We start from the raw sequence: 20147 nt of genomic DNA on the forward strand, positions 1-20147 counted from the left end.
CGTTGAATCGCCGGGCCGGTTACCAATTCTGGAACACCGCCGCTGCTGAAAGGACGCATGGCCACCCTGATCCAGAGCCCGACGCGCATCCTGTTCTTCACCGGCAAAGGTGGAGTCGGCAAGACGTCGTCGGCCTGCGCCACCGCCATCGGGCTCGCCGACGCTGGCAAGCGCGTGCTGCTGGTTTGCACCGATCCGGCGTCGAACCTCGACGAGGTGCTGGGCGTGGAGCTCTCGTCTGCGCCGACGCCGGTGCCGAGCGTGCCCGGTCTGTCCGCGCTGAACATCGATCCCGAGCGGGCGGCGCGCGACTACCGCGAGCGCGTCGTCGGACCGTACCGAGGCGTTCTCCCCGCGGCGGCCATCGCCAGCATGGAGGAGCAGCTCTCGGGTGCGTGCACGGTCGAGATCGCGGCGTTCGACGAGTTCTCGAAGCTGCTCGGCGACCCGGCCTTCACCGCCGACGTCGATCACGTCGTGTTCGACACCGCGCCCACCGGCCACACGCTGCGACTGCTCGAGCTTCCCGCCGCGTGGACCAGCTTCATCGACTCGAACGTGGGCGGGACCTCGTGCCTGGGACCGCTCTCCGGGCTGAGCCCGCAGAGGGCGCTGTACGCAGCCTCCAACGCCGCGCTCCGCGACCCCGCGCAGACGACCTTGGTTCTGGTCGCGCGTCCCGAGCGCTCCTCGCTGACGGAGGCCGAGCGCACGCGCGCCGAGCTCGGGACGCTCGGCGTCACGAACGTCCAGCTCATCGTGAACGGCGTGTTCTTCGCCAGCGACCCGAGCGATGCTACGGCGGTCGCGCTGGAGGCACGCGGCCGGATGGCGCTCGCGTCGCTGCCCGAAGGGCTCGCGGGGCTCGTGCGAGTGGACGTGCCGCTCCTGCCGTTCGGGTTGGTCGGCGTGGACGCACTGCGCAGCCTGGGCAAGCCCGGCGTGGGCGCGGCGCAGTTCCCGGCTTCGGCCGGTGCGTTCCGCGGGGAGAGCCTGGATGCCTTGGTCAGAGCCCTCGCGCAGCCAGGTCGGGGCGTGGTCATGACCATGGGCAAAGGTGGCGTCGGCAAGACGACCCTCGCCGCTCGCATCGCCGCCGAGCTCGCGCGGCTCGGTCACTCGGTCACGCTCACCACCACCGATCCCGCCGCACACGTCGAGGCGGCCGTCCGCGAGCACGGGGGCGGCCCGCCCGACCTCCGAGTGACTCGCATCGATCCAGAGCTGGAGACGCGCCGCTATGGCGAAGAAGTGCTGGCGACGGCGGGCAAGGACCTGGACGTGCAGGGACGGACGCTGCTCGAAGAGGATCTGCGCAGCCCGTGCACCGAGGAGATCGCGGTGTTCCGCGCCTTCGCCGCGACGGTGGCAGAAGGCGCGGACCGGTTCGTGATCATCGACACGGCTCCGACCGGTCACACGCTGCTCTTGCTCGACGCCGCCGAGTCGTACCACCGCGAGGTGCTGAAGAAGCCGAGCGGCAGCCCAGAGGCCGTACAGGAGCTCCTGCCCCGCCTGCGGGACCCCGAGTTCACCCGCGTCCTCCTGGTGACGCTGGCGGAGGCCACGCCCATCCACGAGGCCATGCAGCTCGAGCGCGACCTCGGGCGTGCCGGAATCAGGCCGTTCGCGTGGGTCGTGAACCAGACCCTCGCTCCGCTCGCGGTGACGGATCCCGTGTTGCGGGCGCGCAAGGCGCACGAGGCGGCGCACCTGGGAGAGCTTGCAGGCCACGCTGCGCGCGTCGTGCTCGAGCCGTGGAGCGACGGACTCGCAAGGAGCGCATCATCATGACGAACGCCAGCGCCGGCTTGATGGGCAAGCTGTCCTTCCTCGATCGATACCTGACGCTCTGGATCTTTCTGGCGATGGGGCTCGGGGTGGCGCTGGGCTTCACGACGCCCGGCTTCACCAAGGCGCTGAACAGCCTGAGCGTGGGGACGACCTCGATCCCGATCGCCGTCGGGCTGATCCTGATGATGTACCCGCCGCTCGCGAAGGTCCGCTACGAGGAGCTGGGACAGGTCTTCCGCAACAAGCGCGTGCTCGGGCTCTCGTTGGTGCAAAACTGGGTCATCGGCCCGCTCTTGATGTTCGGGCTGGCTGTCGTGTTTCTGCGCGACAAGCCCGAGTACATGCTGGGTCTGATCTTGATCGGGCTGGCGCGCTGCATCGCCATGGTCATCGTGTGGAACGACCTGGCGAAGGGCGACACCGAATACTGCGCCGGGCTGGTCGCCTTCAACTCGATCTTCCAGGTGCTGTTCTTCTCGGTCTACGCCTACTTCTTCGCCACCCTGCTCCCGACCTGGCTCGGGCTCGAGGGCGCCATCGTGAACATCACCATCGGCGAGATCGCGAAGAGCGTGGCCATCTACCTGGGCATCCCGTTCGCGGCGGGGTTCTTGACCCGGCGCGTGCTCGTGCGCGCGAAGGGCCGCGACTGGTACGAGAAGGCCTTCGTGCCGCGCATCAGCCCGATCACGCTGGTCTCGCTCCTCTTCACCATCGTCGTGATGTTCTCGCTGAAGGGTGAGACCATCGTGCAGCTTCCCCTCGACGTGCTCCGCATCGCGGTGCCGCTCCTGATCTACTTCGTGGTGATGTTCGCCGTGTCGTTCTTCATGAGCAAACGCGTCGGCGCCGACTACAAACAGTCGGCGACGCTGTCGTTCACCGCGGCCTCCAACAACTTCGAGTTGGCCATCGCCGTGGCCATCGCGAGCTTCGGCATCCACAGCGGCGCCGCCTTCGCCGCGGTCATCGGGCCGCTGGTCGAGGTGCCGGTGTTGATCGGGCTGGTGAACGTGGCCCTCTGGGCGCAGAGGCGCTACTTCCCGAGCACCGTGGAGACCGTGAACCCATGAGCCTTGGCACCAAGAGCATCCTGTTCCTCTGCGTCGCGAACTCCGCGCGCAGCCAGATGGCCGAAGGGCTCGGTCGGCTGATCTTCGGCGACCGCGTGCCCGTAGAGAGCGCGGGCAGCGAGCCTTCCAAGGTCAATCCCTACGCCATCGAGGTGATGCGCGAGCTCGGGGTGGATCTCACGGCGCACCACTCGAAGTCGGTGCAGACCATCGACCCCGCGACGGTGGGCACGGTCATCACGCTGTGCGCCGAGGAGGTGTGCCCGGTCTTCCTCGGCCGAGCGCGCCGTCTGCACTGGCCGATCCCCGACCCGGCCAGCAAGGACCTGTCCCTCGGCCGCGAAGAGATGCTCTCGCGCTTCCGCACGGCCCGGGACACCCTGCGCGAGAAGCTCGAGCGCTTCGCGCGCGAGGAGCTCGGGTCGGAGTAGCTCAGTCTGTCGGCTTGCCGCTGCACTCCGCCACGACCTCCCGCGCCACCTCGGCGGGATCGCGCGTGGCGCCAGTGTCGTCCTTGCGCGGATCCCAGCCGGTGATGCGGGCGAGGGTCGCCAGCGGTTGCGAGAGGCGGCGCTCGAGCACGGTCTGCTTGCGATCGGTGGCGGTCTCCCGCTCGGCCTCCCGGAGCCCGCTCTCGAGCACTCCGGCCAGCGCGGGCACCAGCTCCGGCGTGCCCAGGTGCTCGGCCAGCGCCACGTAGCGGTCGCGCACCCACCAGGCGAAGTCGTCGTCGAAGCGGGGCACGGCCGCGAGGAAGGCGCGCACGAAGAATGCGCGCTCCTCCTCGCTCGGGTTGGCGTCGGCGAGCGGGATCTTCTCCAGCAAGGGGGTGATCGCGGCGTTCGCCTCCTCGAGACCGAGATAGCGTGACTGGTCGCTGCTGCCCGGGTAGCCGGTGAAGTGGCGGACGAGCTCGTGCATGCCGTCGCTCAGGCGGAAGTAGAGGTGGAAGTTGCCGCTCGACGTCGAAAAACTACGGCCCCAGAGCCCGTTCGGCGGCGGCTCGAGCTCGCGGATGCGCGCGGTGAGCGCGGGGCGCGCGGTCGCGAGCGCCTTGTCCAGCGCCGGCCCGCCGATGCTGCCGCGCCCGATGCGCAGGGGCAGCACGCCCTCTCGGGTCCGAGCGTAGTACCCGACGTTGCCGATGCCGAGCACGTCGAAGTCGGCCTGCCCGCTCTTCCGGTGCAGGCGCCAGAGCTCCAGGTTGCCGCCGTGCCCAGAGCCGGTCTCGAGCACGACCTCTTCGAGCTCGCCGGTCAGCGGATCGCAGGCGAACGAGACGTCAATGGTGCTGCCGGTGACGGTCGGGTCGTACTCCTTCGTGAGCTTCCGCGCGAGCGCGCGCTCGGCGCTCCGATGATCGACGCAGGTGCTCGCCGCGTAGACCTTCGCGGCCGCCGGCGCCTTGGGCGGGCCGCTCGGCAGGCAGCGGTTCGGTCCCCGGGCGCGCGACGGGGCCGCCTGAGTCGGTGCATCGACGGGCGAGACCGCTGGAATTGCCGCCGCGGCCGGGGATCGCGGGGCCTCGGCGCTCCGAGCGCCGCAGCCGAGAAGTCCGAGACCAAGGAGGAGCGCGCGCCGCACGAGCGATGGAACACGGCGACGCCGTGAAAGTTCCCGACGTCCTTCACACGGCCGTCACCGAGCCGACACGCCGAGACGCTCCGTCCACACTCCATCCCCAAGCATGTGGAAAGTGACGGTCTGCGACGCGCTTCCGAAACACGAAAGTTACGCACGGGGCACTTCTTGGTCACTCGAGGCGCGCAGAGTCCCGCCCGTCCAAGGAGGAATCATCCATGCGTAACTTGTCTCGTCTCTTGCTGGTCTCGTCCCTCGTCACGCTGCCCAACCTCGTCGCGTGCGGTGACGACTCGGACTCCGACAAGCCGAGCTCCGGCGGAGGCGCGGGCGGCAGCGGCGCAACGGGGGGCAGCGGCGGCAGCACCTCTGGCGGCAGCGGAGGCAGCGTGGCTGGCGCCGGCGGAAGCATGGCCGGCTCCGGTGGCAGCATGGCGGGTTCGGGCGGCGGCGGCACCGGCGGCACCGACGGCGGAGTGACTTGTGACCTCAGCGCCACCAAGCCGGTGGAGGACATCACGGGCAAGATCACCGCGAACAAGACCCTCACCAACGACAAGCACTACATGCTCAAGGGCATCGTGACCGTCGAGGCCGGCGCCACGTTGACCATCCCGGCTTGCACCAAGATCATGGGCGACAAGACCTCGCTCGGCACCCTGGTCATCAAGCAGGGCGCCAAGATCATGGCCGATGGCAAGAAGGACGAGCCGATCGTCTTCACCAGCGCGAGCCCGGTGGGCTCCCGCGCGGCGGGTGACTGGGGCGGCGTGATCGTGCTGGGCAAGGCGCCGACCAACAAGACCAACCCGACCATCGAAGGCCTCACCACCAACGAGACCTACGGCGGCAGCGACGCGGCCGACGACAGCGGTGTGATTCGCTTCGTGCGCATCGAGTTCGGCGGCGTCGAAATCGCGGCCAACAACGAGATCAACGGCCTGACCCTGGGCGGCGTCGGCAACAAGACCATCGTCGAGAACGTGATGGTGAAGAACACGCTCGACGACTGCTTCGAGTTCTTCGGCGGCACGGTAAACGCCAAGAACCTGGTCTGCTATCGCAACGGCGACGACGGGCTCGACTTCGACTTCGGCTACTCGGGCAAGGTGCAGTTCTACTTCCACCAGTCCGACCCGGCCCTGGCCGACGAGGCCAACGGTTTCGAGTGGGACACGGACGGCACCAACTTCACCGCCACCCCGCCCACGAACCCCACCGTCTACAACGCCACGCTGTGTGGCCAGAACGCAGTCCTGGCCAAGCAGCAGTACGGGATGCTCCTGCGCCGCGGCGTGAAGGGCACCATCGTCAACGCGCTGGTCAGCGGCTTCGAAGCGGGCGTGGACATCCGGGACAAGCCCGCCACGGACGTGAGCTTGAAGAACAGCGTGTTCTTTGGCAACAACCCCGAGAACATCGCCTACGTCGAGGACGGGTCGAACGCCGACACCAAGAAGGACGACGACAGCGGCTTCGACGAGCTCGCCTGGTTCAACGCCAGCGGCTCGAACAACTCGACGGCGGATCCGAAGCTCGGCGATTGCTTCGCCGCCACGCCGAACCCCATCCCGCAGACGACCATCCCCGGCGCCGCGCCGCCGAACGACGGCTTCTTCGACGCGAGCGCGAACTTCGTCGGCGCGTTCAAGGACTCGTCGGGCAACTGGATGACCGGTGCCTGGATCGACTGGGCCGACAAGTGACCCCGCTTTGGGGCTTCTGATCTCTCGCGCCTCGACCCACAGCTAGGAGCCCCTGCCCCCATCCGCGTGAACTGCGCGGGTGGGGGTTTTTCTTCACCGGGTGGGGTCGCGGTACAGCTCGGACAGCGACAGCTCGCAGCCGAGCGAGGGCAGCTTGACGGGATCTTCGGCGCGACAGACGTCGAGCGTCCAGCGCTCGCCGTCGCGACGCCAGACCTCGGCCCGCTGCTCGTCGTGCGCCAGGAGCACGATCTCTTTCAAGGTCTCGACGCGCTGGTAATGCCCGAGCTTCTCGCCGCGGTCGTATTGCTCGGTGGACTTGCTCAAGACCTCCACCACGACGCTCGGGTTGACGATCGTGTGTCCGCTGGGGTCGTCGGGGTCGGTCTGGAGCGGACCGCAGACCACCGTGACGTCTGGATAGGTGCCGAGGCCCGTTCCCTTGACTCGGACCCGAAGGTCCGAGGTGAACACGCGGCACGGGCGATCGCGCACCGCCACCGTCAGGAGGCCGATGACGTTTGCCGCGATGGCAGCGTGGTCGGGGGAGCCCCCGGCCATCGCCCAGACCACGCCGTCCAGGAACTCGTGCTTGACCTGGCTTCGCTCTTCCAGGTCCAGGTACTCCTGGAAGGTGAACTGCTGGCGGACCGCATGGACCACGCACCCAGGCTAGCAGATGCCGCTCACGGATTCCGGGACAGCCGCACGTCCGCCGGTTCGAGCAGCTCCGCCAGGGCGTCGCTCGAACGCTCGGGGGCACCGACGCCACCGAGCGCGCGCAGGGTCGCCGTCACGTCCGCCAGGTGACGTTTCCCTCCGGCGCTCACCAGTCCGCGCCGCTCGATGCCCCAGCCGGCGGCCACCAGCCAGACCTGCGCCGACTCCGGCGCGTAGCCGCCGTGGCCGGCGAAGTCTGCCGCCCGACCGTGGTCGGTGGTGACCAGCAGGGTCGTGCGCCGGCCACTCCGCTCGAGGCGGCGCAAGGCCGAGGCCACCTGGCCGACGACGTGGTCCGCGTGGCCTAGCGCGCGCAGGTAGCCGCGGTAGTCGTTGCGGTGCGCGTACTCGTCGGTGTCCCCGAGGCCCAGGAAGAGGAAGCTCGGCTCCACCTGCCTCAGATAGCCGCTCGTCCAGCCTCTGCTCGAGCGTCGCCACGAGAGCCTGCGGTACCAAGCGTCCGCCCTTGCCCGAGCTCTCCGGCATGGGTGCGACGCCATGGTCGGCGCTGATCAACACGGCGACGCGCGTGAGCGCCTCGAGCTGCCGGAGCAGCCGGCCAAGCGCTCGGTCCGTGCGCACCAGGGCGTCGGCGTATTCCTGCGACTCCGGCCCGTGCGTGCCCCGGCGCCGTGTAGGTCGCCGAGTAGGCGTGAGCCACCCGGTGCTCCGCTCCGTTCGCCATCGCGGTGCGAATCGCGCCGTCGTCGTCCAGCAGCGGAAGGAGCCTCGCCAGGCTGGAGGCGCCGAGCTGGTCGAAGATGGCGACCACCACCAGGCGCGGCGGAGCCACGTCGGGCGCACGCTCTCCGCTCGGCGGTAGCCGCGTCCGGTCGTTCTGCGACAGCCCGACGCACCCGGCGGCGAGGGCCACCAGCGACAGCGCGACGCGCGTGAGACGCATGGACGGATCCTGAAGGCGCCGGGTGACGGAGCCGTGCCGAGTCCGTAACTAACCCGCTCAGTGCCCCGCGGTGAGGATGTCGCTCTCTGGGCTCCGATTCTGCGGCGCGCGCGCGTCGCTGCACGTGCCCACGAGCATCGGCAGGAGCAAGAGCGGAACGAGTGCGATCACCGCCAGGACCTCTCGAGTGTTCATCTCGATCGAGAGGTACGGGGCGGGGACCTGCCCGGCAATCCCTGGAGCCTCCGTTCGCGCAGGTTTTCCCGGAGCGTCACCCGTTCGCCCGAGGCGTCATCGAGCTGCCACGGACTTCAGTCCGACTTCAGCCGATACCCCACGCCGGGCTCGTTGAGCAGGTAGCGTGGTCGCGCGGGATCTTGCTCGAGCTTGTGTCGTAGCTGCCCGACGAACACGCGCAGGTACTCGGTGTGCTCCGTGTAAGGCGGGCCCCAAACGTCCTTGAGGAGCTGGCGGTGGGTGAGCACGCGGCCCGCGTTCCGGGCCAGCACCGACAGCAACCGATACTCGGTGGGGTCAAGTGCACCTCGCGGTCTTGGACGAACACCTGCCGTTTGACGAAGTCGATGCGCAGCTCCCCGAGCACGAACGACGGAGACTCCGAGCCGGGCTCGGTGCTCGCGGCGTGGCGCAGCGCGACGCGGATGCGTGCCAGGAGCTCGCCGACGCTGAAGGGCTTGGTCAGGTAGTCGTCGGCTCCGGCGTCCAGCGCGTTGATCTTGTCTTCGTCCTGTCCGCGGGCGGAGAGCACGATCACCGGCGTGCGCGTCCACTCGCGAAGCCGGCGCGTGACCTCCAGGCCGTCCATGTCCGGCAAGCCCAGGTCGAGGAGGATGACCTCTGGGTTGCGCTGCGCCGCCTGCGCCAGTCCGTCGGCGCCGGTTTGCGCTTCGGCCAGCCGGTAGCCGTGAGTCCCGAGGGACGCCCGCAAGAACCGCAGCATCTGCGGCTCGTCCTCGATGAGCAGGAGCAGCGGGCCAGGCGCGGTCATCCGAGTCGATCATTCTCCTTTTCGGTCATCTCGGGTAGCCGCTCCGCGGTGGGTTTACCCTCGAGTGGGAAGGACAGCCCGAACGTCGCACCACCGCCGTCGCGGTTCTCCGCCCAAGCTCTGCCGCCGTGCGCCGCGGCGATGGCGCGGCAGATGGCGAGCCCCAGGCCGAACCCCGGTGCTGGGCGCCGGCTCGAGCCGCGGTGGAACTTCTCGAACAAGAGGTCGGCGTCGCCTTGGGCGAGACCGTCGCCGCGGTCGGACACCGAGATCACGATCTCGTGGGGGGCGGCCTTCGCCGCGACCTCGATGGGGGTACCGGCAGGGGTATGCTTCGCGGCGTTCTCGAGCAGGTTCACCAGCGCCTGCTCGGCGAGCGCGCCGTCGCACGGCACCAATAGGTCGGCCGCCACGTCGATCTCGACCGCGCGGCCTTCGAGCAGGCGGTCTACGCGGCGCAGCGCGCCTCCAACGAGCTCCTCCACCGGTTGCCACTCGCTCTTGAGGTGGACTGCACCTGACTCGAGGCGGGTCATGTCGAGCAGGCTCGAGACCATGCGCTCGAGCCGCTCGGTCTCGACGAGCAGCGCCTGGGCGAGCTCGCTGCGCGCCGCTGGGGTCAGCGCCGCGTCGTCTTCGGCGATGGCGCTGGCCGTGCCCTTCAGAACTGCCAGCGGGGTGCGAAGGTCGTGCGACACGGACGAGAGGAGCGTGCTCCGCATCTGCTCGGCCTCGACGCGCAGGCGCGCCGCGCGCGTCTCCTCCATCAGCGTCGCTCTGTCCATCCCGAGCGCGATCTGGATCGCCAAGGCCCGTGCCAGGTCGCGTTGCTCGCGGTCATCGAAGCGGCCCGGGTCTCGCGGGTAGATGCCGAGCACACCGTGCGTCGCGCCGCCCGGGGTGCGGAGCGGCAAGTAGTAACCAGAAGCGCCCGGTGGGCCGTCGGCGGCGCAGCCACCCTGCACCCAGGCACCGAGCCGTGGCAGCTCCGCGACCGCCGGCTCGAATCCGGCGCTCGCACCCAAGAGCTCGAGCTCGGCGCCAGCGTCTTGCCCGAACAGCGCGACGTCCGCGTCGAAGACCTCCGCCAGGTGCTTGCAGGCCACTCGAGCCTGCGCGGAGAGATCGAACGTCTCGGCCAGCTCACGGCTGAGCGAGTACAGGGCGCTGGTTCGGCGCTCGCTCCGGCGAGCCAGCTCCGCCTGATCCTTCACCCGCTGCGTGAGGCTGGGGATCACTACCGCCACGAGGAGCATCACTCCGAAGGTGACGATGTGACGGAGCTCCGCCACGGAGAAGGTCAGGTACGGCGGGATGAAGAAGAAGTTGAACGCCGCCACGCTGAGGAGCGCGCCCAAGATCGCCACCTTGAAGTGCGCGCGCATCGACAGGAGCACGATGCCCAGGAGGTAGGTCATCACGACGTCGGTCAGCATCTTCCGGCCGAACACCGCCGCGGCGACCCCTGTGGCCAGCGCCACCATCAGCACCGCGGTCAGGTAGCCGGTGAAGGGCGGAGTCCGGCTCGCGCTGCTTCGTCCTGCCTCGGGCATCGCCCGAAGCGTACTCGGAATTCCCCAACGGCTACGTCCGGCGCAGCGGTCGCTTTGCCCTCGCGAGCAGCCCGAAGCCGAGCACTGATGCGCAGAGCAACGCCAGCGTCGGCTCCGCGGCGAACTCCTCCCGTGCCCACAGGGCGCTCAGAACCCGCGAGGTCGTCGCCGCGAACGCGGCCAACATCACGGGAGCCAACGGGCACTCCGGCGCTGGCTCAGGTGCCGGGGCCCGCGTCACCGAAGGCGCGGCGGTGCGGTAGGGGCCTAGAGCTGCCACACGGCCCTGATACCCCCGGACCGTGCAAGGAAAGGGTAAGCTTGGCGCCCTCGGCGTAAGGAATCGATCGGGGTCGCTTCTTTACGGAATCTTTATGCTCCCGGGGCCGGTCCTTATTCGGCGGGTGGTGGGCGCTCACTAGGCTGGCTTCTTGCGTGAGCTCGGAGGCCCAGGCCGCCATGTCCAGGAACGAAGCAGAGTGTCCGGCTGAGGCGGAGCAGGTGGCCGCCACGGACGCTGCCCCGGAGCCTGATGCTGCGCCCACTCCCGCGCCGGACCCGGAGCCCGAGCCCGCCCCCGATCCGCCCGCGGCGGCGGTGGCGCCCGAGGCGGCGGCGCCTCCGGCGGAGGTGGAGCCCGAGGCGGAGATGCGGCTCGAGCGAGAGCCGCCCGAAGTCGGGTCCAAGCCCGCACCCGCACCCGAGCCCGCACCCGCACCCGAGCCCGAGCCCGCACCCGAGCCCGAGCCCGAGCCCGCACCCGAGCCCGCACCCGAGCCCGAGCCCGAGCCCGAGCCGGAGACGCCACCGGTGCGCTCGCAGGCGCCGGTCAGCCTGCGGCACGGCGGCCACGCGGCCCCGGAGGGTCGCTACCTGCTCACGCTCTGCTTGAGCGCGCTGGGCGTCGTGTACGGCGACATCGGCACCAGCCCGCTCTACGCGCTCCGCGAGTGCTTCCACTCCGACCACGGGCTGGCGATCACCCCGGCGAACATCCTCGGAGTGCTCTCGCTGATCTTCTGGTCGCTGGTGATCGTCATCTCGCTCAAGTACCTGGTCTACGTGCTCCGGGCGGACAACCGGGGGGAGGGCGGCGTGCTCGCCTTGATGGCGCTGGCGCAGGGCGGCGCCAAAGGGCGGCTCGCGTCGGCGGTGATCGTGGGCTTGGGCATCTTCGGCGCCGCGCTGCTCTACGGTGACGGCATGATCACGCCAGCCATCTCGGTGCTCGGCGCGCTCGAAGGGCTCGTGGTGGCGACCACCGCGTTCGAGGCGTGGATCGCGCCGATCGCGATCGTGATCCTCGTGATTCTGTTCATGGCGCAGCGCCTGGGAACCGCCAAGGTCGGGGCGGTCTTCGGTCCCATCATGCTGGTGTGGTTCGTGACCCTGGCCGTGCTCGGTGTCACCCAGATCGCTCGGAACCCGTCGGTGCTCCTGGCGCTGAGCCCTCACCACGCAGTGGGGTTCATGCGCGAGCACGGTGGCGTCGCGTTCCTGGTGCTCGGGAGCGTGTTCCTGGTGGTGACGGGCGGCGAGGCACTCTACGCCGACATGGGCCACTTCGGCGCGCGGCCCATCCGGCTCACCTGGCTCTTCGCGGCGGGGCCCGCGCTGGTCCTCAACTACTTCGGTCAGGGCGCGCTCATGGTCGCGGACCCGCGCACCGCCCAGAACCCGTTCTTCTTCGCCGCGCCGCGCTGGGCGCTCTACCCGCTGGTGGGGCTGTCGCTGATGGCGGCGGTCATCGCCTCCCAGGCCATCATCTCGGGCGCGTTCTCGCTGACGCGCCAGGCGGTGATGCTCGGGTTCCTGCCGCGCGTGAGCGTGTTGCACACCTCCGCCCGCGAGATCGGCCAGATCTACGTGCCGCTGGTCAACTGGGCGCTGCTCCTCGCGACCATCGGGCTGGTGTTGGGGTTCCAGAGCTCGTCGAACCTCGCCGCGGCCTACGGCATCGCCGTCACCGCGACCATGATCATCACCACCCTGCTCGCGTTCGTGGTCGCGCGGAGGCGCTGGGGTTGGGGGCTCCTGCCCGCCCTCGCGCTCACCCTCGTGCTCGCGCTCATCGACCTGGCCTTCCTCGGCGCGAACGCGGTCAAGATCGCCCACGGCGGCTGGTTCCCGCTGGCGGTCGCCGCCGCCATCTTCATCCTCCTGACCACCTGGAAGCGCGGCCGCGAGTTGCTCGGCGACAAGATCCGCGAGCGCATCGTGCCGCTCGACGACTTCTTCGAGCTCTTGCGCGTCGAGCGGCCGGCGCGCGTCCCGGGGACCGGGGTGTTCATGAGCAGCAACGCCGAGGGCACGCCGCCGGCCCTGATGCAGACCTTCACGCTGACGCGCTCCGTGCACCAGGAGGTCATCCTGCTCACCATGCTGACGGTGGAACAGGCGCGCATCATGCCCGACGAGCGCGTGACCGTGGAGAAGCTCCCAGAGGGCTTCTCGAGGGTGATCGCTCGCTATGGCTTCATGGAGCAGCCCGACATCCCGGCGCTGCTCGAGGAGCGCCACATTCCGGGCTGGTCCCTCGAGCACACCACGTTCTTCATGGGCCGCGAGACGCTGTTGCCGGTGGGTGGCACCGGGATGTCGCGCTGGAGGCAGCACGTCTTCTCGTTCATGAACCGGAACTCCCAGCGCGCCGCCACGTTCTTCAACGTGCCGCCGGACCGCGTGCTCGAGATCGGGTCGCAGATCGAGCTGTGACTTCTCGAAGCAGACTCGGGCTCCGCTCTCTCGCTGCCCGTGTTTGACGCCGCGCCATGCCTTCGTGGAGATGCACTCGGGAAACGCCAGGCGATACCCCCCACACGGGACGGGGGGAGTGCGCCGGTCCCGCCGGTATTCCCGTGGGTCTTGCCCTCAGTGGCAGATCGCGATCTGCTCGTGCCAAGACGGCCAAGGTCGAGTCAGAGCCATAGGAACACCGAGAGCAGCGCGCCCACGCCGCTGATGGCGAACGCGAGCAGCAGGGACACCGTCGGCGCCATGCGCGTGCGCGGGCGTTCCTCCGGCACGAGCGTCTTCAGGAAGGTCAGGAACTGCGCGCCGGCGACCGCGGTGAAGAGCGCGCCCATGCCGACCAGGACGGTGCCGACCACGGCGCCCTTGCCCACCGAGGCGTGCGGGGCGGCGGCAGGGCTCACCAGCTGCAAGAACAGGCCGAAGCGGGCCACCACGAAGCCCAGGGCGATGACCGTGATCCCGGTGCGAACCCACGCCAGGAGCGTGCGCTCGGCCGCGAAATAAACGCGCGGATCGTTCGCTTTGGGCTCCTCGGGCACCGCCGTGCCATAGCCCTGAGCCCACCGCGGCCGCAAGAGACCAGGGTTTTCCGGGCGCCTCGCCGTGAAGGTTGACACCCGCGGTGCGCCGCCGGAATTTCCCCGCCGACCATCTGGAGGTTCTCGTGATCCCGAAGCGCCTTTTCGTGTCTTGCTTGGTTGTGATCGCCGCCCTCGGTTGCGGCTATTCCGAAGACGAGTGGCAGGCTCAGCTCGCCAAGTACGGCCAGCTGGACAAGCAGTTCAAGGACGAGCAGTCCGCGCACGCCAAGACTCGGGAGGAGCTCGAGAAGACCAAGAAGCGCGTCTCCGACCTCACCGACCAGCTCAAGCGGATGGGCGTGGACATGGATCAGCTGAACGCCGCGCTGCAGAAGACCGGCACCGAGAAGGCCGAGCTGGCCGCGAACCTGGAGCAGCTGACCAAGGCGCTCGCCGAGTACAAGGCGCGAGCCGAGCAGCTCGAGCGGATCAAGCAGCGCTTCGAGCTGTTGCGCGACAAGCTCAAGAAGCTGACCAACCTCGGCCTCAAGGTCGAGGTGCGCCGCAACCGCATGGTCATCCGCTTGCCTGGCGACGTGCTCTTCGAGTCGGGCAAAGACGATCTGAAGGACGAGGGCAAGAAGGTGCTGGAGGCGGTCGCCGACGTGATCCGCGGCGACGAGCAGCTGAAGAAGCGCTTCTTCCAGATCGCAGGCCACACCGACAACAAGCCGCTGAAGGGCGGACAGTTCGGCGACAACTGGGGTCTGAGCGTGATGCGGGCGCGGCGGGTGTTGCTCTACCTGGTGGCCTCCACCGACGCCAAGGGCGGTGGTGGAGGGCTCGACACCAGCCGGCTCCACGCGGCCGGCTACGGCGAGACGGATCCCGTGGCGGACAACGGAACCGACCAGGGCCGCCTGGCCAACCGCCGTGTCGAGCTCGTGATCATGCCCGACGTCGAAGAGATGCTCGACCTCAAGACCCTGATTTGACGGGCAATTCCGGGCGGAGATGGGGAACTTTGCCGGGCAGGCGGCTCGCTCGAAACCCGGGCGGGCCCGCCCGCGTAACTGCTCCTGTGGCCGCATTCGGTCCAGATGTCCCCATCGGGTGAGGCCGGCTTCGTCGGCGGACCGAGCTCCTGGGCGGGGCTCGATGTGAGCGAGACCCCGCTCTCGGCTGCCACGCTCGAGGAGCTGATGGAGCGCTACGTGGACGGAGACGCCGCCGCCTTCGACGTGCTCTACCAGCGCGCGGCTCCCAAGCTGTTCGGGTACATCCTGCGACTGACCCGCAATCGAGAGCGGGCCGAGGATCTCCTCCAAGTCACCTTCGCGAAGGTCCACCGCGCCCGGGGCAGCTACCTGCGCGGCGCGCCGGTGCTGCCTTGGTTCATCGCCATTGCGCGGCGCTCGTTCCTGGACGAGCGCCGTTCGGCGAAGGTCCGGACGGAAGACCTCAGCGCGGACGGCACGCTGCCGGAGCCGCGCGGCGACGACGAGGGCCTGGGCAACGACGTGACCGAGGCGCTCGAGCGCGCGCTCGACTCGCTGCCCGAGGCGTACCGCGAGGCGATCATCTTGACCAAGATCACTGGCCTTTCGCTGGCGGAGGCCTCAGAGATCCTGGGTGCCACCCCGACCGCGTTGAAGCTCCGCGTGCACCGCGGCTACGTGCAGCTCAGAGAACGGCTCGAAGAGTACAAGCGACGATGACCGCCCCCGACGAATCCTTCCCAGACCTGGAGTGGCGCGACGCCCCGGCGCCTCGGGCGGAGGTGTCGGCGGCGATCAAGCAGACCTGCACCAAGGAGCTCGACAAGGCCCGCGGGCTCGGCGCCTGGCAGCGCGCGATGCTCTCGGTGCTGGCCTCCGGCGTGGTGGTCGCGGCCTTGCTGGCCATGGGTCTCGCCCAGGACGATCACGACGGCGCGCTCCGGACGGCGATGTTCGGCGCCGCCGGCTGGGGCATCGTGCACCTGGCCGTACTGGTCGTGGGTCTGGTTCGACCGCCGGGCAAGCGCGGCTCCCGGGAGCTACGCTGGGCGCTGGCCTTGGGGTTGCCGCTGGCGTTCTTCGCCTACCTCACCCTCTCCGCGAGCTCCACGCTGCCGTTCGACCGCTTCGTGCGCGAGGACACCCACGCGCCGGTGTGCGGGCTCTTCACGCTCTTGTTCGGTGCGGCTGCCGCGGGGAGCACGCTCCTGGTCTGGCGTCGTACGGATCCGCTGACGCCGGGCCTGTCGGGAGCGCTCGCCGGCCTGTGCGGCGGGCTCGCCGGGGCCGCCGGCATCGGCATGGCGTGCCCGACGCACGAGGCGTGGCACCTGTGGTTGGCGCACGGCACCACGGTCCTGGTGTTCGTGGCGGCGGGTTGGGCGGTCGGGCGCAAGTGGCTCGCCCCGTGAGCCAAGAGAAGGGCTCGCTGCGCCTTCTGATCCTCTTGGTCGCGCTCGGCGTCGGAGTGTACTGGTTCGCGCGCCGCTCGTCGGGCCCGGAGACAGGCAGCCTGGCCAACGACTTCTCCCTCCCCGTGGTGAGCGGCGGAGTCGAGCGCGTGCAGCTCTCCGAGCTGCGCGGGCGGCCCGTCCTGGTCGAGGTCGTCGCGAGCTGGTGCGGCGTGTGCCGTCGCGCGGCGCCGACGCTGGCCGCTGCGGCCAAGGCGCCCCGCCAGCGCGAGGTGCGCTTCTTGGCCGTCAGCGTGGACGAAGAGCGCGCAGACGCAGCCGCGCTGGCGAAGAAGTGGGACATCCCCTACGACGTGGCGCACGACGACGGGCGCTTCGCGCGGAGCTACCGCATCGACCTTCTGCCCACGTTCGTGCTGATCGACGCAGAGGGGCGCATCCGTAAGGTCTCGACCGGCGCGCCGAAGCCGGCCGACGTCGAGCGCTGGCTCGCCGAAGTGGGCGCCGAGCGGCTGTAGTCGAGCTGATGCACCGCCACCGGCATGTCTTCGTCCAGGCCCAAGGTCACCTCGGCTTGACGACCTCTGACTGGCGTGGCGAGGCGCACGTCGCCCAGAGCGGCTCGGTGCGCGAGGCGGCGTACCTCGTGCCGGCACGCTCCAGGTCTGCATCCTGGCTCTCCCGGGCGCTCGATTGGCTGGCGACCCCTCTGGACGACCCGCGCGGCAGCGAGCCGAAGCTGCGCGTTCCCAGCGACGCGACCGGAGGTGATCGACTCGGGCTGTGCGCCGAAGAGCTGCCGGATTTCGACGAGGGGATCGCGCTCGGCGAGCTGTGCTCGGTGAGCGGCACGGTGATCGCGCTCGAGCCTCGCGTGGACGCCGATCCGGTCGTGGCGCGAGACTTCTGGCAGCTCGAGTCACCCGTTTGGCGCCTCGTGGAAGCGGTGGACTTCGGTGTCTTGCCGGAGAAGGGGCCCCCCGTCGCGGTGTGCTGCGCGATGGCGCCGCTCCTGATCGCGCCGGTGACGGCTGCGCCGAGCGAACGGGTCGAAGCGGGGCTGGGTGAGCGCGCCGCTGGGCGGATGCGCGAGCTGGCGCGGCGGAGCCAGGCGCTCTCGTGCCTCGAGCTGCGCGAGGGGGACCGCGTCGAGGTGCGCGGCGTGGTGTGCGAGCCCATCGGCAGCGTGACCCGCTTCGACGTGGTGGAGCGCGTCGCGGCGTACCGCGGCCGCCCCCAGCTGATCACGCGCATCGTCGGCGATGCGCCGGGGACCCGACTGGTGATCCGGAAATCCGGCTAGAAACCGGAGCTGCGTGCGCGCCTGCGGGTGGAGCAGGCTCGAGTGGCGCGCGAAGCGGAGAGACGAACCGTAGCTCGGGCCAAGTGATCGTGCGAGGATGAGCGAGCAGATGCGGCTCGGGGAAGGTCACGGATCGGCGTCACGCCCTCGGCTGACGCATCAGCTTGCGCTCTGGGTTTCGCTCCTTTTGTCGGCGAGCGGCTGCGGCTCGAACCAGGAGCCGAGCGCGGCCGCCGACGCCGGTGACGGTTTCGTGCCCTATTTCGACGGCGAGAGCGTCGAGGGTTTCGAGTTCGTCGGTATCACGCAGGACGACGTGAGCGTCGAGGACGGCGTCTTGAAGTGCAAGTGCCAGCCCAACGGCTACATGTACAAGAACGAGTCGTTTCGGAATTTCGTGATGAAGCTCGAGTTTCGTTTCGAACGCCCGGCGGGCCTCGCGCCCGGTGCAGACTCGACGTTCACGGGTAACAGCGGCTACTTCGTCTACTTGACGCCGCCCCACGAGATCTGGCCGCGCTGTCTGGAGGTGCAGGGCAGCTACCAGGAGAGCGGCGACATCTTCGGCTTGCCCGGACTGCTACCGGGCGCGGACGACCCGGACATGGCGAAGATCGCCGCACAGAGAAGGCCGGTCGGCGAGTGGAACACGCTCTCGATCTCGTCACAGGAAGGAGCGCTCGAAATCGATCTGAACGGCGTCGTGGTGAACACGAGCGCGGCGGGCGAGCTCGTCGAAGGACTGATTGCGCTCGAGAGCGAGGGGGCGGAGATCCACTGGCGAAACGTGATGATTAAGAAGAAGCCGTGAGTGTGTCGCCAGTGGAAGTCACGATTCTTCGCGCCACGCGGGCGCATCATCCGCGCTCCCCGGAGGGGCGCGCTCAGACTCGCCGAAACGGCCTCCGTCAATGCCCGGCGCTGGGCGCCGGGGCTGCCGAGCCCGACGGAGCCGGAGCCGGCGTCGGCGCGGGAGCGGGGGGAGGCGTCGGGTCTTCGCTGCCGCGCCCGCTCACCTTCCACTGCGCGCCTTCCTGCTCCAGCGTGTAGACCACGGTCTGGTTGCCGCCGGCGCCGCCGCGAGAAGCGACGCGCACCTTCGCGCTGCCGGGGCCCCGCGAGAGCAACGCTGCGGTCGCCAGCGCCTGATCGGCGAGCGCCTTCTTCTTGGACTCGCAGCCCGCGGAGTCTTTTTCGCAGTCGGCCTGGGCTTTCTGGAGCTCCTCGGCGATGGGACCCTTGGCGAGCTCGAGCGCGCCCTTGAAGTCGTACGAGCTCCAACGTTGTTGGAGCTCCAGCGCCGCGCCCTTGGGATCGCGGGATAGCTCTGCAGTGGACACCTCGCGTGGCTTGCGCGTCTGCGCCGGGTGCGCGTTGCAGGCAAAGCGAGCGGAGCCCCACATGAGTAGGGTCGCTCCGGCCATCGCTCCCAGCATGATCAACGTCTGCCGGCTCGGCGCCGCGATTTCCTTCTCCGGAGGCAGCGTCGCCTTGACCGGCTCGGCGCGGCGCTTGCGCTTCGCCTCCGGGGCAGGCGGCGTGGCGGCCGCGCGCTTGGCGGCGGACTTCTTCGGCGGAGGCGGAGGCTCTTCCTCTTCGTCTTCGGTCTCGTCGTCGGCCTCGTCGTCGGCCTCGTCGTCGGCCTCGTCGTCGGCCTCGTCGCGCGCGGCAGGAGCGTCTTCGCGCTCCTCGTCGGCCTCGTCGGCCTCGTCTTCCGCGTTCTTGCGATCCTGGTCGTCCGCCATGGGGCACGAAGCATCCACGGAGCGGGCGCCTTCTGCAACCGGATTTCGAGGCCCAGGGAGCTGGAGTTAGGCGAGACATATTCGACGGTTACCTGGCCTGACCAAGAAAATCGGAAACCCGCAGAGCCGCGCCGCCGATGAGCGCCGCAAATGCGCGCCTCCCTCCTCTTGGTCGTCGGGCTCCTGATCTCGGGTCTCACGGGATGCAAAGGGACAGCCCCATTGCCGCCCAAGGCTGTCGAGCTGAACCGCGCTGGAGTCGAAGCGCTGGAGCAGGGCGACCTCGAGACCGCGGACGCGCGCTTCGCGCTGGCCCTGGAGTACAACCCGAAGTTCGTCGAGGCGCTGGTCAACCAGGGGCTGGTGGAGCTGCAGCGCGGCAACTTCCGCCGCGCGCGCCAGCTGCTCACGCGGGCGCGCCGCCTGAACCCGGACGTGGCGCAACCGCACCACGGTCTGGGTGTGCTGGCGGAGCGCGAACGGCGCCCCGATGTCGCGGCCAAGCACTACGACGAAGCGCTGAAGGTGGACCCCGGGTTCGCACCGGCCCGAGCCAACCTGGCGCGGCTCTACTTCGAGAGCGGGCGTTTCGAGCATGCGCGCATCCAGTTCAAGCGGCTGATGGAGGTCGCGCCGGAGGAGCCCGCGGGTTTCGTCGGCCTGGCCGAAAGCCTCTTGCAGCTCGGCCGTCACGCGGAGGCGGAGGACGTTGTGGCGCGCGGCACGAAGCGCTTCCCCGAGTCCGCAGACCTCACCATCCTCTCCGCGCGAAACCTGCTGCGGCGCGGTGAGGTGGAGCCGGCGGTGAAGCTCTTGACGCCGCTCGCACGCTCTCGGGACGACGTGTCGGTGGCTGCGCTCGGCTGGCTGGCGACGGCCGAGCTCGCTCGCGGCCGTGCTCGCCACGCGGTGGGGGCCGCGGAGCGTGCGCTCGCGCTCGATCCTCGGGACCCGGTCTCGGTATACGTGATGGCCGCCGCGCTGACCGAGCTCCGGGACCCGGGCGCCGCGGCCTGGATCGAGCGCACGGAGCAGCTGGCACCGGGCTCCGCGCGGAACATCAAAGCCCCCTGA

19 protein-coding genes and 2 pseudogenes are annotated in these 20147 nt (G+C 69.5%); 12 read left to right on the forward strand and 9 right to left on the reverse strand.

Going from position 1 to position 20147, the window contains the following annotated elements; all coding sequences use genetic code 11:
- Positions 1-57: 57 nt before the first annotated feature.
- The 3 genes from arsA to HS104_31125 are packed head-to-tail and all read left to right on the forward strand — an operon-like array spanning position 58 to position 3298.
- On the forward strand, positions 58-1794 hold the full coding sequence (gene arsA, locus HS104_31115; GenBank protein ID MBE7484408.1) for an arsenical pump-driving ATPase: 1737 nt from the start codon (positions 58-60) through the stop codon (positions 1792-1794).
- Positions 1795-1814: 20 nt separating this feature from the next.
- Positions 1815-2867 carry an ACR3 family arsenite efflux transporter gene (gene arsB, locus HS104_31120; GenBank protein ID MBE7484409.1) on the forward strand — a complete coding sequence of 351 codons (1053 nt, stop codon included), beginning with the start codon at positions 1815-1817 and terminating at the stop codon, positions 2865-2867.
- Positions 2864-3298, forward strand: a complete 435-nt coding sequence (locus HS104_31125) for an arsenate reductase ArsC (protein ID MBE7484410.1) — start codon at positions 2864-2866, stop codon at positions 3296-3298. The genes arsB and HS104_31125 overlap by 4 nt, the downstream gene beginning before the upstream one ends.
- 1 nt (position 3299) lies before the next feature.
- Here the strand turns inward: HS104_31125 and HS104_31130 are convergent, their stop codons facing one another.
- Entirely contained in the window at positions 3300-4451 is a 1152-nt protein-coding gene (locus HS104_31130; GenBank protein MBE7484411.1) for a hypothetical protein, read from the reverse strand.
- A 215-nt stretch (positions 4452-4666) separates the two neighbouring features.
- Here HS104_31130 and HS104_31135 point away from each other — a divergent pair, with 215 nt between their 5' ends.
- A complete protein-coding gene (locus HS104_31135) occupies positions 4667-6154 on the forward strand; it encodes a T9SS C-terminal target domain-containing protein (protein MBE7484412.1) in 1488 nt (495 codons plus the stop codon).
- A gap of 93 nt (positions 6155-6247) precedes the next feature.
- Here HS104_31135 and HS104_31140 read toward each other — a convergent pair whose 3' ends face one another.
- From HS104_31140 to HS104_31165, 6 genes and pseudogenes are all read right to left on the reverse strand, one after another.
- Entirely contained in the window at positions 6248-6817 is a 570-nt protein-coding gene (locus HS104_31140) for a Uma2 family endonuclease (protein ID MBE7484413.1), read from the reverse strand.
- A 23-nt stretch (positions 6818-6840) separates the two neighbouring features.
- The gene (locus tag HS104_31145) at positions 6841-7266 is read right to left on the reverse strand and encodes a hypothetical protein (protein MBE7484414.1); all 426 of its coding nucleotides are present in this window, start codon (positions 7264-7266) and stop codon (positions 6841-6843) included.
- Between the two features lie 82 nt (positions 7267-7348).
- Positions 7349-7876: pseudogene (locus tag HS104_31150) on the reverse strand (alkaline phosphatase family protein).
- Positions 7836-7973 carry a hypothetical protein gene (locus HS104_31155; GenBank protein MBE7484415.1) on the reverse strand — a complete coding sequence of 46 codons (138 nt, stop codon included), beginning with the start codon at positions 7971-7973 and terminating at the stop codon, positions 7836-7838. The pseudogene HS104_31150 and the gene HS104_31155 overlap by 41 nt, the downstream one beginning before the upstream one ends.
- Positions 7974-8089: 116 nt before the next feature.
- Positions 8090-8787, reverse strand: a pseudogene (locus HS104_31160) (response regulator).
- Positions 8784-10340 (reverse strand): DUF4118 domain-containing protein, encoded by a 1557-nt coding sequence (locus HS104_31165; protein ID MBE7484416.1) that lies wholly within the window; start codon positions 10338-10340, stop codon positions 8784-8786. The pseudogene HS104_31160 and the gene HS104_31165 overlap by 4 nt, the downstream one beginning before the upstream one ends.
- 873 nt (positions 10341-11213) lie before the next feature.
- Between HS104_31165 and HS104_31170 the strand changes: the two genes are divergently transcribed.
- Complete coding sequence (locus HS104_31170) at positions 11214-13055, forward strand: potassium transporter Kup (protein MBE7484417.1); 1842 nt, start codon at positions 11214-11216, stop codon at positions 13053-13055.
- A 203-nt stretch (positions 13056-13258) separates the two neighbouring features.
- Here the strand turns inward: HS104_31170 and HS104_31175 are convergent, their stop codons facing one another.
- The gene (locus HS104_31175) at positions 13259-13633 is read right to left on the reverse strand and encodes a DUF202 domain-containing protein (GenBank protein MBE7484418.1); all 375 of its coding nucleotides are present in this window, start codon (positions 13631-13633) and stop codon (positions 13259-13261) included.
- A gap of 155 nt (positions 13634-13788) precedes the next feature.
- Between HS104_31175 and HS104_31180 the strand changes: the two genes are divergently transcribed.
- The 6 genes from HS104_31180 (at position 13789) to HS104_31205 (ending at position 18139) form a co-directional block, all read left to right on the forward strand.
- A complete protein-coding gene (locus tag HS104_31180; protein MBE7484419.1) occupies positions 13789-14610 on the forward strand; it encodes an OmpA family protein in 822 nt (273 codons plus the stop codon).
- A 105-nt stretch (positions 14611-14715) separates the two neighbouring features.
- Entirely contained in the window at positions 14716-15333 is a 618-nt protein-coding gene (locus HS104_31185) for an RNA polymerase sigma factor (protein ID MBE7484420.1), read from the forward strand.
- Positions 15330-16025, forward strand: a complete 696-nt coding sequence (locus HS104_31190; GenBank protein MBE7484421.1) for a DUF1109 family protein — start codon at positions 15330-15332, stop codon at positions 16023-16025. Before HS104_31185 ends, HS104_31190 begins: the two co-directional genes overlap by 4 nt.
- Positions 16022-16543 (forward strand): TlpA family protein disulfide reductase, encoded by a 522-nt coding sequence (locus tag HS104_31195; GenBank protein ID MBE7484422.1) that lies wholly within the window; start codon positions 16022-16024, stop codon positions 16541-16543. The genes HS104_31190 and HS104_31195 overlap by 4 nt, the downstream gene beginning before the upstream one ends.
- A gap of 56 nt (positions 16544-16599) precedes the next feature.
- Positions 16600-17328: a hypothetical protein gene (locus HS104_31200; protein ID MBE7484423.1), complete on the forward strand. Its 729-nt coding sequence runs from the start codon at positions 16600-16602 to the stop codon at positions 17326-17328.
- Positions 17329-17425: 97 nt separating this feature from the next.
- Entirely contained in the window at positions 17426-18139 is a 714-nt protein-coding gene (locus HS104_31205; GenBank protein MBE7484424.1) for a DUF1080 domain-containing protein, read from the forward strand.
- 97 nt (positions 18140-18236) lie between these two features.
- On the opposite strand, the gene HS104_31210 is transcribed toward HS104_31205, so the two are convergent.
- Positions 18237-19073 carry a hypothetical protein gene (locus tag HS104_31210; protein ID MBE7484425.1) on the reverse strand — a complete coding sequence of 279 codons (837 nt, stop codon included), beginning with the start codon at positions 19071-19073 and terminating at the stop codon, positions 18237-18239.
- Positions 19074-19223: 150 nt separating this feature from the next.
- Between HS104_31210 and HS104_31215 the strand changes: the two genes are divergently transcribed.
- Positions 19224-20147 carry a tetratricopeptide repeat protein gene (locus tag HS104_31215; GenBank protein MBE7484426.1) on the forward strand — a complete coding sequence of 308 codons (924 nt, stop codon included), beginning with the start codon at positions 19224-19226 and terminating at the stop codon, positions 20145-20147.

Source organism: Polyangiaceae bacterium (assembly GCA_015075635.1).
Lineage (GTDB): Bacteria > Myxococcota_A > Polyangia > Polyangiales > Polyangiaceae > JADJKB01.

Bases quoted from the DNA above. Each gene is read 5' to 3' on its own strand.
- arsA (MBE7484408.1), top strand. From the start codon at position 58: ATGGCCACCCTGATCCAGAGCCCGACGCGCATCCTGTTCTTCACCGGC.
- arsB (MBE7484409.1), top strand. From the start codon at position 1,815: ATGGGCAAGCTGTCCTTCCTCGATCGATACCTGACGCTCTGGATCTTT.
- HS104_31125 (MBE7484410.1), top strand. From the start codon at position 2,864: ATGAGCCTTGGCACCAAGAGCATCCTGTTCCTCTGCGTCGCGAACTCC.
- HS104_31135 (MBE7484412.1), top strand. From the start codon at position 4,667: ATGCGTAACTTGTCTCGTCTCTTGCTGGTCTCGTCCCTCGTCACGCTG.
- HS104_31155 (MBE7484415.1), bottom strand. From the start codon at position 7,973: ATGAACACTCGAGAGGTCCTGGCGGTGATCGCACTCGTTCCGCTCTTG.
- HS104_31165 (MBE7484416.1), bottom strand. From the start codon at position 10,340: ATGCCCGAGGCAGGACGAAGCAGCGCGAGCCGGACTCCGCCCTTCACC.
- HS104_31185 (MBE7484420.1), top strand. From the start codon at position 14,716: ATGTCCCCATCGGGTGAGGCCGGCTTCGTCGGCGGACCGAGCTCCTGG.
- HS104_31190 (MBE7484421.1), top strand. From the start codon at position 15,330: ATGACCGCCCCCGACGAATCCTTCCCAGACCTGGAGTGGCGCGACGCC.
- HS104_31205 (MBE7484424.1), top strand. From the start codon at position 17,426: ATGAGCGAGCAGATGCGGCTCGGGGAAGGTCACGGATCGGCGTCACGC.
- HS104_31210 (MBE7484425.1), bottom strand. From the start codon at position 19,073: ATGGCGGACGACCAGGATCGCAAGAACGCGGAAGACGAGGCCGACGAG.
- HS104_31215 (MBE7484426.1), top strand. From the start codon at position 19,224: ATGCGCGCCTCCCTCCTCTTGGTCGTCGGGCTCCTGATCTCGGGTCTC.